At 68.9% G+C, this 13,571-nt stretch carries 13 protein-coding genes; 11 read left to right on the top strand and 2 right to left on the bottom strand.

Annotated features, from left to right (window positions below):
- The first annotated feature begins 253 nt into the window (after positions 1-253).
- The 7 genes from QEP15_RS18235 to QEP15_RS18205 all read left to right on the top strand — a co-directional run bounded on the left by QEP15_RS18235 (position 254) and on the right by QEP15_RS18205 (position 8,461).
- On the top strand, positions 254-1,255 hold the full coding sequence (locus QEP15_RS18235; protein ID WP_152385131.1) for a ligase-associated DNA damage response exonuclease: 1,002 nt from the start codon (positions 254-256) through the stop codon (positions 1,253-1,255).
- Positions 1,256-1,302: 47 nt separating this feature from the next.
- On the top strand, positions 1,303-2,907 hold the full coding sequence (locus QEP15_RS18230) for an ATP-dependent DNA ligase (RefSeq protein ID WP_175157046.1): 1,605 nt from the start codon (positions 1,303-1,305) through the stop codon (positions 2,905-2,907).
- Positions 2,904-5,366: a ligase-associated DNA damage response DEXH box helicase gene (locus QEP15_RS18225; RefSeq protein WP_175157045.1), complete on the top strand. Its 2,463-nt coding sequence runs from the start codon at positions 2,904-2,906 to the stop codon at positions 5,364-5,366. Before QEP15_RS18230 ends, QEP15_RS18225 begins: the two co-directional genes overlap by 4 nt.
- The gene (gene pdeM, locus QEP15_RS18220) at positions 5,350-6,021 is read left to right on the top strand and encodes a ligase-associated DNA damage response endonuclease PdeM (RefSeq protein ID WP_253857966.1); all 672 of its coding nucleotides are present in this window, start codon (positions 5,350-5,352) and stop codon (positions 6,019-6,021) included. Before QEP15_RS18225 ends, pdeM begins: the two co-directional genes overlap by 17 nt.
- Before the next feature lie 72 nt (positions 6,022-6,093).
- Positions 6,094-7,137: an acyl-CoA/acyl-ACP dehydrogenase gene (locus QEP15_RS18215; RefSeq protein ID WP_152385127.1), complete on the top strand. Its 1,044-nt coding sequence runs from the start codon at positions 6,094-6,096 to the stop codon at positions 7,135-7,137.
- On the top strand, positions 7,125-7,727 hold the full coding sequence (locus QEP15_RS18210) for an SAM-dependent methyltransferase (RefSeq protein WP_152385126.1): 603 nt from the start codon (positions 7,125-7,127) through the stop codon (positions 7,725-7,727). Before QEP15_RS18215 ends, QEP15_RS18210 begins: the two co-directional genes overlap by 13 nt.
- Positions 7,724-8,461 carry a glycosyltransferase family 2 protein gene (locus QEP15_RS18205; protein ID WP_217618659.1) on the top strand — a complete coding sequence of 246 codons (738 nt, stop codon included), beginning with the start codon at positions 7,724-7,726 and terminating at the stop codon, positions 8,459-8,461. The genes QEP15_RS18210 and QEP15_RS18205 overlap by 4 nt, the downstream gene beginning before the upstream one ends.
- Here QEP15_RS18205 and QEP15_RS18200 read toward each other — a convergent pair.
- A complete protein-coding gene (locus QEP15_RS18200) occupies positions 8,404-8,934 on the bottom strand; it encodes a CinA family protein (RefSeq protein WP_280147827.1) in 531 nt (176 codons plus the stop codon). The genes QEP15_RS18205 and QEP15_RS18200 overlap by 58 nt on opposite strands.
- Positions 8,935-9,498: 564 nt before the next feature.
- Here QEP15_RS18200 and QEP15_RS18195 point away from each other — a divergent pair.
- The 4 genes from QEP15_RS18195 to QEP15_RS18180 all read left to right on the top strand — a co-directional run bounded on the left by QEP15_RS18195 (position 9,499) and on the right by QEP15_RS18180 (position 12,327).
- Positions 9,499-10,245 carry a BON domain-containing protein gene (locus QEP15_RS18195; protein ID WP_280147826.1) on the top strand — a complete coding sequence of 249 codons (747 nt, stop codon included), beginning with the start codon at positions 9,499-9,501 and terminating at the stop codon, positions 10,243-10,245.
- Positions 10,242-10,439, top strand: a complete 198-nt coding sequence (locus QEP15_RS18190; RefSeq protein ID WP_152385122.1) for a hypothetical protein — start codon at positions 10,242-10,244, stop codon at positions 10,437-10,439. Before QEP15_RS18195 ends, QEP15_RS18190 begins: the two co-directional genes overlap by 4 nt.
- Positions 10,440-10,473: 34 nt before the next feature.
- Positions 10,474-10,713 (top strand): hypothetical protein, encoded by a 240-nt coding sequence (locus QEP15_RS18185; RefSeq protein ID WP_369818539.1) that lies wholly within the window; start codon positions 10,474-10,476, stop codon positions 10,711-10,713.
- A 222-nt stretch (positions 10,714-10,935) separates the two neighbouring features.
- On the top strand, positions 10,936-12,327 hold the full coding sequence (locus QEP15_RS18180; RefSeq protein WP_253857960.1) for an FAD-binding oxidoreductase: 1,392 nt from the start codon (positions 10,936-10,938) through the stop codon (positions 12,325-12,327).
- A gap of 18 nt (positions 12,328-12,345) precedes the next feature.
- On the opposite strand, the gene QEP15_RS18175 is transcribed toward QEP15_RS18180, so the two are convergent.
- On the bottom strand, positions 12,346-13,569 hold the full coding sequence (locus tag QEP15_RS18175) for a PepSY-associated TM helix domain-containing protein (RefSeq protein ID WP_280147825.1): 1,224 nt from the start codon (positions 13,567-13,569) through the stop codon (positions 12,346-12,348).
- Between the last annotated feature and the right edge of the window lie 2 nt (positions 13,570-13,571).

The following is a 13,571-nucleotide window of genomic DNA, read 5'->3' as shown; positions in this document are numbered from 1 at the left end:
GTACGACCGACACGGCGATCGAAACCACGACGACCAGGGCAATGATGGTGAGGATGTGATTTGTACGCATATTTTCTCCTTTGAGCCACCGCTACACACTACTTGCTGGCGACGCCCCTCGTCTGCAACTGAAGTTTTAAATTCTCATCGGATGTTAGCGGCGCGCGTTTGGCGCGGATTTCCCGCGGCGGCGCGGGGTATAACCAAGGCAAGCGGCCGCGAACCCTTTGCGCCGCGCCGATCGGGAGGTGCCATGCGCGACATCGTGCAATTGCGTCCGGAAGGGCTGTACTGTCCGGCCGGCGGCTTTCATATCGATCCCTGGCGGCCGGTGGACGTGGCCGTGCTGACGCATGGTCACGGCGATCATGCGCGTTCGGGCATGGGCCGCTATCACACCAGCGCCGAAGGCTTGCCCATTCTGCAATGGCGTCTGGGCGACCAGGATTACCGGGTCCATGCGTACGGCGAGACCTTCACGTTGGGCGACGCGCGCGTGTCACTGCATCCGGCCGGCCACGTGCTGGGATCGGCGCAAGTGCGCATCGAAGTCGGTGGCGAAGTCTGGGTCGTGTCCGGCGATTACAAGCGCCAGCCCGATCCCACATGCAGCCCCTTTGAAGTCGTGCCGTGCGACACCTTCATCACCGAGGCCACCTTTGGATTGCCCATCTACCGCTGGCCCAGCGCCTCGGACGTGGCGCGCGACATCGTGCAGTGGCGTGACCACTGCGCCGCGCGCGGCGAGGCGGCCATTCTGTATTGCTATGCGTTAGGCAAAGCGCAGCGCGTGCTTGCGGAATTGATCCCGTTCATCGACCGCCCGGTCTACCTGCATGGCGCGATCGCCGCGGGCGTGGACGTATACCGCAAGGCGGGCGTGCCGCTGGCCGAGACGCGGCTGGTCATCGACGCGGACGGCCCCGCCGCCTCGGGCACGGGATTTGCTGGGGAGCTGATCCTTGCGCCGCCGTCAGCTGCCGGCAGCCCGTGGCTGCGGCGCTTTCGCAAGGCGCAGCACGGGTTTGCGTCCGGGTGGATGCGGCTGCGGGGCAATCGGCGGCGGCGCAACATGGATCGGGGTTTCGTGGTGTCGGACCATGCGGATTGGCCCGATCTGGTGCGCACGATCCGCGACACCGGCGCCAAGCGGGTCATCGCCACGCACGGCGATACCGAGGCGCTGGTGCGGACGCTGAATGATTCGGGCATCGCCGCGGAGACGCTGGCGACGCAGTACGGAGAAGACGACTAGGACGGACACGAACATCCTGGATCATCGACAGGGGAACGGACGCAGGCATGAAGCGATTCGCGGGGTTGTATCAGGAGCTTGACCGCAGCACCGCCACCTTGGACAAGCGCGCGGCGCTGGTGGCGTACTTCCGCGATGCGCCGCCGCGCGACGCGGTCTGGGCGCTGTATCTGCTGGCGGGCGGCAAGATCACCAGCGCGCGCAAGAAGATTGCCGGCGTGGGCGAGCTGCGCGCCTGGGCGGCCGACGCCTCCGGCACGGCGCCGTGGCTGCTGGACGCCTGCTATGACCAGGTCGGCGATCTGGCCGAAACGTTGGCGTTGCTGGTGCCGGATCCGGTACAGGCCGCGCCCGATCGCGGGCTGGCCGATTGGATCGAAGAGGTCTTGCTGCCCGTGGCCAATCGCGACGAGATCGAGCGGCGCGAGGTCGTCGTGTCGGCGTGGCTGGGCCTGCCCTATGCCGAACGTCTCGTGTTCAACAAGTTGCTGACCGGCGCGCTGCGCGTCGGGGTGTCGCAGCGCATGGTGCAGCAGGCGCTGGCCGAGATGTCGGGGGTGCCCATCGCCCGCATCGCGCAGCGCATGCTCGGCGCGTGGTCCCCCAGCCCGGCGTTCCTGCGCGACTTGCTCAGCGTCGAAGAGCTGCCCGGGGATCGCCAGCAGCCTTACCCCTTCTTCCTGGCCTCGCCGCTTGAAGGCGAGCCGGCCATTCTGGGACCCATCGACGAGTGGCTGCTGGAATGGAAGTGGGATGGGATCCGCGCGCAGCTGATCCGGCGCCACGGCGAAGTGTCGCTGTGGTCGCGCGGCGAAGAGCGGCTGGACGGGCGTTTTCCGGAAGTGGAAGCGGCCGCCGCCGCGCTGAACGTGGACTGCGTCATCGATGGCGAGTTGCTGGCCTGGCAGGATGGCCAGGCGGACCCCATGCCGTTTTCAGCACTGCAAACCCGTATCCAGCGCTTAAAGCCCGGCCCCAAGTGGCTGGCCGAGGCGCCCGTGCAGATGCTGGCGTACGACCTGCTTGAACTGGAAGGCGAGGACCTGCGCGAATTGCCGCAGGCAGAGCGGCGTGAGCGTCTGGAAGCGCTGCTGCGCCGCCACCCCGATCCGAGGTTGCGCATGTCGCCGGCCGTGGCGCCCACGGACTGGGACGAGGCCCACGCACTGCGCGCGGAATCGCGCGAGCGCGGTGTCGAGGGCTTCATGCTCAAGCGCCGCAGCGCGCCCTATCAAAGCGGGCGGCGGCGCGGTGACTGGTGGAAGTGGAAGATCGATCCGCTCACCATCGACGCCGTGCTGTTGTACGCGCAATCCGGTCATGGCCGGCGCAGCACGCTCTACACCGACTACACCTTCGGGCTGTGGGATGGCGATGCGCTGGTGCCGATCGCCAAGGCCTATTCCGGCCTGGACGACAAAGAGATCCTGGAACTGGATCGCTGGCTGCGCGCCCACACGCGCGAGCGCTTCGGGCCGGTGCGCTCGGTCGAGCCGGTGCAGGTCTTCGAACTGGGCTTTGAGGGTGTCAACCTGTCCAAACGGCACAAGTCCGGCGTGGCGGTGCGCTTTCCGCGCATCCTGCGCTGGCGGCACGACAAGCCTGCGGGCGAGGCCGATCAGCTTGACACCCTGAAGGCGCTGGCGCGATGAGTGGCGGGGCCCGGGGCAGGGACGCGCCGCTGATCGCGTGGTTCAAGACACGGGGCTGGAAGCCCGCGCCTTTTCAGCGCGAAACATGGCGCCGTTATCTGGATGGCGAGTCGGGGTTGCTGCACACGCCGACGGGCAGCGGCAAGACATTGGCGGCATTTGGCGGCCCGCTGCTCGAAGCGCTTGAAGACGACACACCGGTGCGCGCGGCAGCGGGCGAGGGACCACGCGTGCTGTGGGTGACGCCGCTGCGCGCGCTGGCCGCCGATACCACGCGGGCATTGACGCAGACGGCGAGCGAATTGGGCATCGACTGGACGGTCGCGTTGCGCACCGGCGACGCCAGCGCGCGTGACAAGCGGCTGGCGCGGCAGGGCAAGGCGCACGTGCTGGTCATCACGCCCGAATCGCTGGCGTTGCTGCTGTCGTACGCCGATGCGTCGCTGCGCTTTCGCGCGTTGCGCTGCATTGTGGTGGACGAATGGCACGAGCTCCTGGGCAACAAGCGGGGCGTGCTGTTGCAGCTATGCCTGGCGCGCGTTCGGAAGCTGTCGCCGGCCGCCAGGACGTGGGGGCTGTCCGCCACGCTGGGCAATCTGGAGCAGGCGCGAGCGGTGCTGCTGCCGCAGGCGCTGGACAGCGCGCTGGTGGCGGGCGCCAAGCCGCGCAAGATCCAGATCTCGACCTTGCTCCCGGAACGCAGCCGCGCCCTGCCTTGGGCGGGCCACCTGGGGCTGTCGCAGCTCGAACGCGTCTTCAAGCGCCTGTTCGACGTGCGCGCGACGCTGCTGTTCACGAACACCCGGGCGCAGGCCGAGCTGTGGCATCGCGCGCTGGAATCGATCTGGCCGGAAGCCCCGGCCACGCTGGCCCTGCATCACGGGTCGCTGGATCCCAAGCTGCGCGCCGGGGTCGAGCAAGGGCTGCGCGACGGCACGGTGCGCTGCGTGGTCGCGACGTCCAGCCTGGACCTGGGCGTGGATTTCCCCGCGGTGGATCAGGTGCTGCAGATCGGCAGCCCCAAGGGTGTTGCGCGCCTGCTGCAGCGCGCCGGCCGCGCCAAGCATCGGCCGGGCGAATCGGGCAACGTCGTCTGTGTGCCCGCGCAGGCGCTGGAATTGATCGAGTATGCCGCGGCCCGCCAGGCGATTGCGCGCGGCGAGATCGAATCGCGCATGCCACCCATCGGCAGCCTGGACGTGCTGGCCCAGCACGCCGTGACGCTGGCGCTGGGCGGCGGGTTCGACGCCGCCGAACTGTACGAGGAAGTTCGCGGCACGCATGCCTACGCCACGCTTGACGCTGCAACGTGGCAGGCCGTGCTGGACTTCATCGTGCAAGGAGGGCGCGCGCTGGCAAAGTACCCGGACTACCACCGCGTGGTGCGCGACGAGGATGGCTGCTACCGCGTGCACGACCGGCGCATCGCCTTCCGGCATCGGTTGTCCATCGGCACAATTACGTCCGACGGCGCGGTGGCGGTGAAGTATCTGCGGGGCGGCAGCCTGGGGTCCGTCGAGGAAGGGTTCCTGGCGCGTCTGCGGCGCGGCGACCGCTTCCAGTTCGCCGGCCGCACGCTGGAGCTGGTGCGGCTGGAGGGCATGGTCGCCTACGTGCGCCGCGCAAAGGCCGGCGACGGGCCCGTCGCGACGTGGCAGGGCGGCCGCATGCCCTTGTCGACGCAGTTGGCGAGCGAAGTGGAAAGCCTGTATTCCCATCCCGGCGACCATCCGGAAATGCGTGCGGTCGGGCCGCTGCTGCGGATTCAGGAAGCGGCCAGCGCGCTGCCCGACCACGGCCGGCTGGTGGCCGAGCGCATCAAGACGCGGCGCGGCACGCATCTGTTCCTGTTTCCGTTTGCCGGGCGCGCCGTGCACGAGGGCATCGCCGCAATGGTCGCGCTGCGCTGGGGCCGGCGACAGCCCAACACGATTTCCTACACCGTCAATGACTACGGCCTGATGCTGACCTTGGCCGAACCTGCCGCGCTGGACGACGCGCTGCTGCGCGCGCTGCTCAGTCCCGACAACATGGCCGAGGACCTGCGCGACGGCGTGAATCTTGGCGAAATGGCGCGCCGCCAGTTCCGGGAGATTGCCCGCGTTGCCGGCCTGCTGACGCCGTCGTTGCCGGGGCAGGCGGCGCGCTCGCTGCGGCAGGTGCAGGCGTCCAGCGGTCTGCTCTACGACGTGCTGCGCCGCTACGATCCCGATCACCTTCTGCTGGCGCAGGCGGAGCGCGAAGTCTTTGAATTGCAACTGGAGGCGCCGCGCCTGCTGGCGGCGCTGCAAGACTGCCAGCGCCGCGAACTGGCCTTGTGCGAACCGCGCGCGCTCACGCCGCTGTCGTTTCCGCTGTGGACCGAAAGCCTGCGCGGACAGCTCAGCACCGAGACGTGGCAGGCGCGTGTCAAGCGCGCCGCCGAGCAACTGGAGAAGCGTTATGCACGCGTCGCCTGACGCAGGCCTGGCGATGGCGCTGGCGGGCGAGCGCGTCGTCCTGCTGGGCGCGCGCGCCATGCACTGGCCGGCGCGGTCCCGGCTGGTGATTGCCGACTTGCATCTGGGCAAGAGCCATGTGTTTCGCCAGGCGGGCATCGCCGTGCCGCGCGGCGCGACGATGGATGACTTGAATCGCTTGTCGGCGCTGATCGCGGCGACGCAGGCAACCGAGCTGGTGATCGTGGGCGACGTGCTGCACGGTCCCGCCGCGCAGGCGGCCTGGCGCGATGCGTGGATCGCGTGGCGCGAGGCGCATGCGGGCGTGGACGTGGCGGTGCTGGCCGGCAACCACGACCGGGCCCTGGACGCTCCGGCGCTGGGCATGCGCCAGCTTGGGCAGGCGTGGGCCGACGGCCCATTTCTTTTCCGGCATCTGCCAACGCCGGACACGCAGGGCCGGCATGTCATTGCCGGCCACGTGCATCCGAAGACGCGCGTGCCGGGCGTGCCGCGCAGCTGGCCGGCCTTCTGGCTGCGCCCCGGCATCACCGTGCTGCCGGCGTTTTCCGACTTCACGGGCGGACATCCGGTGCAAGGCGGGCAGGGCGCGTCGTTAGTCGCATGCGTGGAAGGCGATGCGCTGGCGCTGGGGTGGTCGCCACCCCCTCCGTGACGCCCCGCCGTGACGGGCACGACGTTTGCTGAACAGCGCGCATCTTCTTGCGCACCTTGTGCCCCAATCTTCATGACAGACCATCGCGGCCTTGCCGCTCAGCCGTCCTGCCTGGACATCCTCGATCAGGCACTTTCAGATGCCCATGCGCCGCTCGATCCCGGGCGGTGGCTGCGGATTCTTGTCGACCAGGGTTGCGACCGGTTGCCGCTGCCCGCCTCGGGCCGCACGCGCGAACGGTGGCAGGCGTTGGCCCGCGTGGCGGCAGCGGATCTCAGCCTGGCCAAGCTTTTCGAGGGCCACACCGATGCGCTCGCCATTCTGGCGGAGTTGCAGGCGTCGCCCGCGCCCTTGATGGCGAATAGCCGCTGGGCCGTGTGGTGCGCCGAACCCCCGGATCACCGCGTCCAGATCACGCAGCGCGCCGATGGTTCGGCGCTACTGCACGGCGTCAAGGCCTGGTGTTCCGGCGCGGCATCCGTGACGCACGCGCTCGTCAGCGGCTGGAATCCGGCCGGAGAACCCTGTCTGGTCGCGGTGGCAATGGATCAGGATGGCGTCAAGGTGACCGACGCCGGCTGGCACGCGGTGGGCATGCGCGCGTCGGCCAGCGTCGACGTGGCCTTCAGCCACGTGCCGTGCACGCTGGTGGGCAAGTCGGGCGCCTACGTGGATCGCCCCGGTTTCCTGCACGGCGGCGCCGGTGTCGCGGCGTGCTGGTATGGCGGGCTGGTGCACATTGCACAGTCGCTGCGCGCGGCGTTGCCCGTGACGTCCGCCGATCCGCATCGCCTGGCGCATCTGGGCGCCGTCGACGTCGCCCTGGCGCAGGCGCGGGCAGTGCTGCGCGAGACCGCTGCCGAGATCGATGCGCATCCGCGCCAGTCGTGCGCGATGGCTTGCGCGCGAGCCCGCTTGGCCGTGGAGGCCGCGGCGGCCGTGGTGGTGGAACGGGCGGCGCGCGCGCTGGGCGCGGGGCCGTTGTGCCGCGACGCCGGCTTTGCGCAGGTGATGGCCGATCTGCCCGTCTTCATCCGTCAGAGCCATGCCGAACGCGACCAGGCGGCGCATGGACAAGCGGTGCTTAACCACGAGGGCGCGCCATGGGCGCTGTAGCCGCGGATCACTTCGAACGGCTGTACCGCGCCGACCCCGACCCGTGGCGCGTGGCAAGCGCGTGGTACGAACGCCGCAAGCGCGGCCTGCTGCTTGCGGCGCTCGGCCGCGAACACTATCGCCATGCCTTCGAGCCGGGTTGCGGCACGGGGGAGTTGACCCGATGCCTGGCGCTGCGGTGCGCGCAGGTCTGCGCCGTCGACGTCGCGCCGGCGGCAGCCGCGCGTTGCGGCGAGCGCATGGCGGGCGAGGGCCTGGACCACGTCGCGGTGCTGGCGCTGGACCTGCCGCGGCAGTGGCCAGACGTGCCGCCAGACGGCTTTGACCTCATCGTGCTGTCGGAAGTGGCGTATTACCTGGACGACGCCGCGCTTCGCGCTTTTCTGCATGGCGTGGACGCGTCGCTGGGTGCCGGCGGCGAACTGGTGGCCTGCCACTGGCGCCCGGACTTCGATGACCGTCTCCAACCCACGGATGCGATGCATGCCGCCCTCGGCGCGCTGCCCGGCCTGGTGTGCACGGCGCGGCACGAAGAGCCCGAGTTCCGCCTGGATGTATGGCGCAGACAACCCCAAGGAAGCGATTCATGATCGGCGTGTGTATTCCGGCGCACAACGAAGAGCGCCATATCGAGGACTGCCTGCGCGCCGTACTGCGCGCCTCGCGCCATGCGCGGCTGGGCGGCGAAGCGGTGCGGATCGCGGTGGTGCTGGATCACTGCGTGGATCGCACCGCGGGAATCGTCGCCGGCTGGCCGGTGGATCTGCTGACGGTCCACGCGCGCAACGTGGGCGTCGCGCGTGCCGCCGGCGCGCATCATCTGCTGGATGCCGGCGCGCGTTGGCTGGCCTTCACCGATGCCGACACGAACGTGTCGCCCGATTGGCTGGCCGACCAGCTTTCCCTGAACGCGGAGGTGGTGTGCGGCACGATATCGGTCGCGGGATGGGAAGCGCACGGCGCGTTTGCGCAGCGGGCGCGCGGTGCGTTCGCCGCGCATTACCAGGACCGCGATGGCCACCGGCACGTGCACGGGGCGAACCTGGGCGTCGCGGCGCACGTGTACCGGCGCATCGGCGGCTTTGCGGCGTTGACCTGCAGCGAGGACCAGGCCCTGGTCGACAAGCTGGAAGCCGGCGGCGCGCACATCGCATGGTCCTGCCTGCCGCGCGTGACCACCAGCGCCCGGCCGTACTCACGCGTCGAAGGCGGATTCGCGACCGCGCTGCGCAGAGGGTGGGACGCGGCGGCAGTCAGCGAGGGCGCTCAGCCGGACCCGGAGCCGGACGGGGAGGCCGGGGCGCCGTTCTGCCACTGCTCGTGATAGGCAATCATCCGGGCCAGCGCGTGCTGCGCGCTGGCCCGCCGGATCGCGTTGCGGTCGCCTTCGAAACGCGTCGTCTCGGTGTATGCGGCGGGCGCGCCATCGGCGGGGCCGGCCTTGAATACCCATGCGTAACACTGCGTGCCGGCGGGAATGTCGGGGTCGGTGCCGTCGGTGACGCCCGTGTTTGAAATTGCGACGTTCGCCGGACTGTTGCGGGCGGCGCCCAGCGCCATTTCCCTGGCCACCGCTTCACTGGTCAGATTGTGGCGCTGCAGCGTACGCGCCGCCACGCCCAGGCACTTCTGCTTGGCCTGCGGCGAGTAGGTCACGAACGCGCAGTCCAGCAACGCGCCCGCGCCCGGTATGTCGGCAAGCGTGGCGGCAATCAGCCCAGCCGTGCACGACTCGGCCGTCACCAGTTGCAGCGAGTGCTCGTGCATGTACGCGGCGACCCGTTCGATGGCATTCATTCGCGTCCCTCCTGGCGTGAATGCCCGGGCGGCCAGCAAGCTGCGTGCCGCCCGCGTGCCGACTGCCTGCCCCGTCACCTGTCAGGCGGTTTGTGCGCCACCGCCACCCCCACCGATCCGCACGGCAGCCGGTATTTGCCTCCCCCCAGCCACGTGACGGGTTCGCCGGTCGGAAGGGTGCAGACGTAGATGGGGACACCGGATGCTTCTTGCGTTCTCCTTGCGATCAAACGCCGTTCTACGCGGCAGGTGGAGCGATCGGGGAGTTTTACGATTACATCGGACAGCCTGGATCCTGAAGCCATATTTCATCTCCTGAATGTCGTGTGTCGTGTTGCCGGATGCGGTTGTTGGGCCTTGCCACGGCGTTCTGACCGCATGACCCATTCTTAGCACCGCGACCGCCTTTGGCCTATCGGCCATACAGCGTGGACCTTGTGCGGTCCGGCCGGCCGCCTCCGTCCGGCACAGCACTTGCTGCCCTGGCGAGGCGGGCAGGCGAGGGCGCGCAGCTGTCCCCGAACCCGGCCCGCTTGATGTGCAACTTGCAACGGGAGAGACGATATGAGTAGAGACCCGAGGAACACGCCGGCATTTCGAGGCGAGCGGGAACCGTGGCAGGATCCCGCGCCTTCGTTCGGATACCAGAGCGAAGGCACCCGCCCGGCAGGCACGCGCGAGACGCGAGAGCCTGTGCGCAGCCGCAGCGCGGATCCTGGCCAGAGCAGCTACGGCGGATTCTCGAACGAAGATCCCTCGTTCCAGCGTCAACAGGTGGTCGAGGGGCAGGACCGCGGGCGTGGCAGCGATGACCGCCACCATGACGCGCGCGGCCGATATGGCGATCAGGGCCGCGGCACGGGCGGCCAGGGCCGATATCCGGGCGGGCGCGACCGCGCCTACGGGCGCGATCAGTCCTACGACGGCCCCACGTCCTTTGGCGACGACGAAGGCGGCTATTACGGCGACCGTCCGGCCTGGCGCGAGGAATCCATGTCCTTCGAAACCGCCGAGCGCGGCGGCTACAACCGCGGCCCGACGGCATGGCGCGACCGCGCATCGCGCAGGACCGATCCCAAGGGCTACATCCGTTCGGACGACCGGATTCGCGAGAACGTCTGCGAGGCGCTCGCCCATAGCGGCCTGGACGTGAGCGACGTGTCGGTTTCGGTCACCGATGGCCGGGTCGTGCTGGAGGGCACCGTCCCCAACCGCCGCATCAAGCATCACATCGAGGATTGCACCGTGGAATGCGCCGGCGTCAACGACGTCGACAACCGGATCCGCGTCAGTGAAAGGAGCAAATCATGACCAAGCAGAAGGACGACAAGCACAACGAGACCGGCGCGGACCGCACCCAGGACGATACGCCCCGGCAATCGCAGGCGAGCCACGGCGACACGCAGAACCGCACCAAAAAGGAGGGCCATACCACGCAGATCGGCACTGGCCAGGACCAGCAGAGCCAGCGCAACCGCGGGCAGGGCGCCCGGTCCAAGCCTTGATCCTGTCCTGTGCATTGAGCAGGAACCGTAGCCGATGACGCTGGACGCGTTGTGGGACTTCCTGCAGTGGCCGGCCATGGCGGCGTCGCTTGCCGCCGCCTGGCTGGTCGCCTCGCGCAGCCCTGCCCGGCGCACGGCCGGTTTCTGGGTATTTCTTGCCAGCAACGTGTTGTGGGTGGCCTGGGGGCTACACGACGACGCGTGGGCGCTTATTGCGCTGCAACTAGGATTGGCCGTGCTCAACGTGCGCGGCGTCCTGAAAAACGATTCTTAGGGCGCCTGCCGGCAGGGCCAAAGGCCTATACTTTTTCCATCACGCACGCTCCGGCGCACGACACAGGGCGTCTGCCGCCTTCCCCCCGCGCGGCGTTCGCCGGGCATTCATGTGCACAGGGTCATGGCCCCTTTTCCAAGGAGGCAATTCCCATGTCGCGCCCCAGCAGATAGACGGCTTTACACGCTGTTTGTAAAGACATCGCCATCAAGGAGATGTGTGATGAACAACCTGTCCAGCAGTAGTTTGGACGATCTGCGGGCGGCGGCCCGGGGTCAGATCCTGTCGGCCGGCGATGCCGGTTACGACGAGGCCCGAAAAATCTGGAACGCCACGGTGGACCGGCGGCCTGCCGTCATCGCGCGATGCGCCGGGCCGGCCGACGTGCGCCGTGCCGTGGACTACGCGCGCGAACACGGCCTGGTGATTTCCGTGCGGGGCGGCGGCCACAATATCGCGGGCACCGCCGTCTGCGACGGCGGCATGATGATCGACCTGTCGCCCATGAAATCGGTGCGCATCGATCCGGCGCGCGCCAGGGCCTACGTGGAACCGGGCGCTACCTTGTCCGACCTCGATCACGAAGCGCAGGCGTTCGGCCTGGCGGTGCCCTTGGGCATCAATTCCACCACCGGCGTTGCCGGCCTGACGTTGGGAGGCGGTTTTGGCTGGCTGACGCGCAGGTTCGGCATGACCATCGACAATCTGGTGTCTGCGGATGTCGTCACCGCCGACGGCCAGATGCTGCGCGCCAGTGAATCGGAGAACCCGGATCTGTTCTGGGCGCTGCGCGGGGGCGGCGGCAATTTCGGTGTGGTCACGATGTTCGAATTCCAGCTGCATCCGGTGGGCCCCGAGGTCTACGGCGGTCTGGTGGTGTTGCCGCTCGAACAGGGCCGCGAGGCGCTGGCGCGCTACCGCGACGCATTGCCATCGATGCCGCCGGAGCTGACCGTGTGGGCCGTGCTGCGCCAGGCGCCGCCGCTGCCGTTCTTGCCGGCGTCCGTGCACGGAAAGCCCATCGTCGCCTTCGCCGCGTGCTACACGGGCGGGGTGGACAAGGGGCCGCAGGCGCTGGAGGCGGTGCGGGCCTTGGGCGAACCCTATGGCGAGCACCTCGGGCCGATGCCTTATGCGGCCTGGCAGAAGGCGTTCGATCCCTTGCTGACGCCCGGCGCGCGCAACTACTGGAAGTCTCACAACATCGGTGAGCTGCAGGACGGGCTGATCGACGCCGTCGTGTCGGCGGTCCAGAACGTGCCGTCACCGCAATGCGAGATTTTCTTCGGCCACATTGCCGGCGCGGCGATGCGAGTGCCCGTTTCCGCCACGGCCTATCCGCACCGGTCCGCGCAGTTCGCCATGAATGTGCACGGACGCTGGGACGATCCTGGGGACGATGCGCGGTGCATCGCCTGGACGCGCGACATTTTCAAGGCCACAGAGCCCTGGTCGCAGGGCGGTGTGTACGTCAACTTCCTGACGCAGGACGAGTCGGCAAGGGTGGGCGCGGCCTATGGTGAAAACTTCGACCGGCTGGTGCAGGTAAAGACCCGCTACGATCCGCACAACCTCTTCCGGCACAACCAGAACATCAGGCCGTCCGCGCCTTGAGGCATGCGGGGCGGCGTGTCAGCCGGGCCGGCGCAATGCGGCATGCGACCGGCCCCGCTGCTTGCGCCGCCAGATCAGCACGCCGGTCACGGACAGCATGACGACGATCAGCCCGAGCAGGCACGCAAAGATCCGGTAGGGCAGGCCGAAGACGTGCGCCATGTGCAGCGCGCCCAGCCAGTTGCTGAACGTATCGCCCCATGCGCCGCGCGTGGGCAGGTACATGCCGCGCCGCTCGCCCGTGTTGGCGTCGATCAGGATGGCGGTGTTGCCCACATGGCGGCGCAGGTCGGCGTCGCTGTGCGCCAGGTACGCGTACAGGCCGCGCCGCCGGTCCAGCATCAGCGACTCCTCGCCATCCACGGTAAAACCACGTTCTTTTGCCAATTCGTCCATCGCGCGGCGCGCGGCTACCAGGGCGGCCGGGCCTTCCAGCGCGGGCGTGGCCAGCGGCTGCGGCAGGACGGGCGCGCCGCGCCACGATGTGTCGAACGGCATGATGACCGACATCACCGGCTGGTAGACCTGGGCCCGCAGGTTGAACATGACGCTGGACCACGCATACACCAGCAGCAGGACCCACAGCCAGAGGCCGAAGGCGCGGTGCAGATCCAGCGTGACGCGCGCGGCCGCCGCGCCTTGCTTGATCGACCAGGCGGGCCGCCACGCGCGCCAGAATCCCGCGCGCTTCGCACCCTTGGACGGCAGGGTCAGGTAAAAGCCGATAACACAGTCCAGCGTCCAGATGAGCGCGATCACGCCATACAGCAAGCGGCCCCAGACGCCGGGCAGCGTCAGATCCAGATGCAGCCGGTAGATGAAGGGCAGCAGGTTCTCGCGCGCGAGCGACACCGCACCCTCGTTGCGCCAGCCCAGCACCTTGCCGCTGTAGGGATCCGCGAAGGCATGCGTGGCGGGCAGCGGCAGCATGCGCTCGGCGGCCGCATCCTGCCGCGGCGTCAGTCGAAAGACCACGGCCCGGTCCGCCTCGCGCCGCAGCGGCACCTGCTCGATGCCGGCCCACGGCAACTGTGCGCGAACCGCGTCGCGCAGGACGAAGGGATCCAGCGGCGCGCGTCCCTCGGCGGGCGCCAGGAACAGCTGCGGATTCAACCAGGCGTCCAGGTCTTCCTTGAAGGCCAGGATGCTGCCCGTCAGCCCGGCCACGCACAGGAACAGGGCGGTGGCCAGCCCCGCCCATCGGTGCACGCGGACCCAGAACGGGCGCGCTGCGATTGCCATGC

It is taken from the genome of Achromobacter mucicolens (assembly GCF_029866465.1).
GTDB classification, from domain to species: Bacteria; Pseudomonadota; Gammaproteobacteria; order Burkholderiales; family Burkholderiaceae_B; genus Achromobacter; species Achromobacter mucicolens.
The sequence above is the reverse complement of the archived record's forward strand: the minus strand, read 5'-3'. Positions and strand labels throughout refer to the sequence as shown.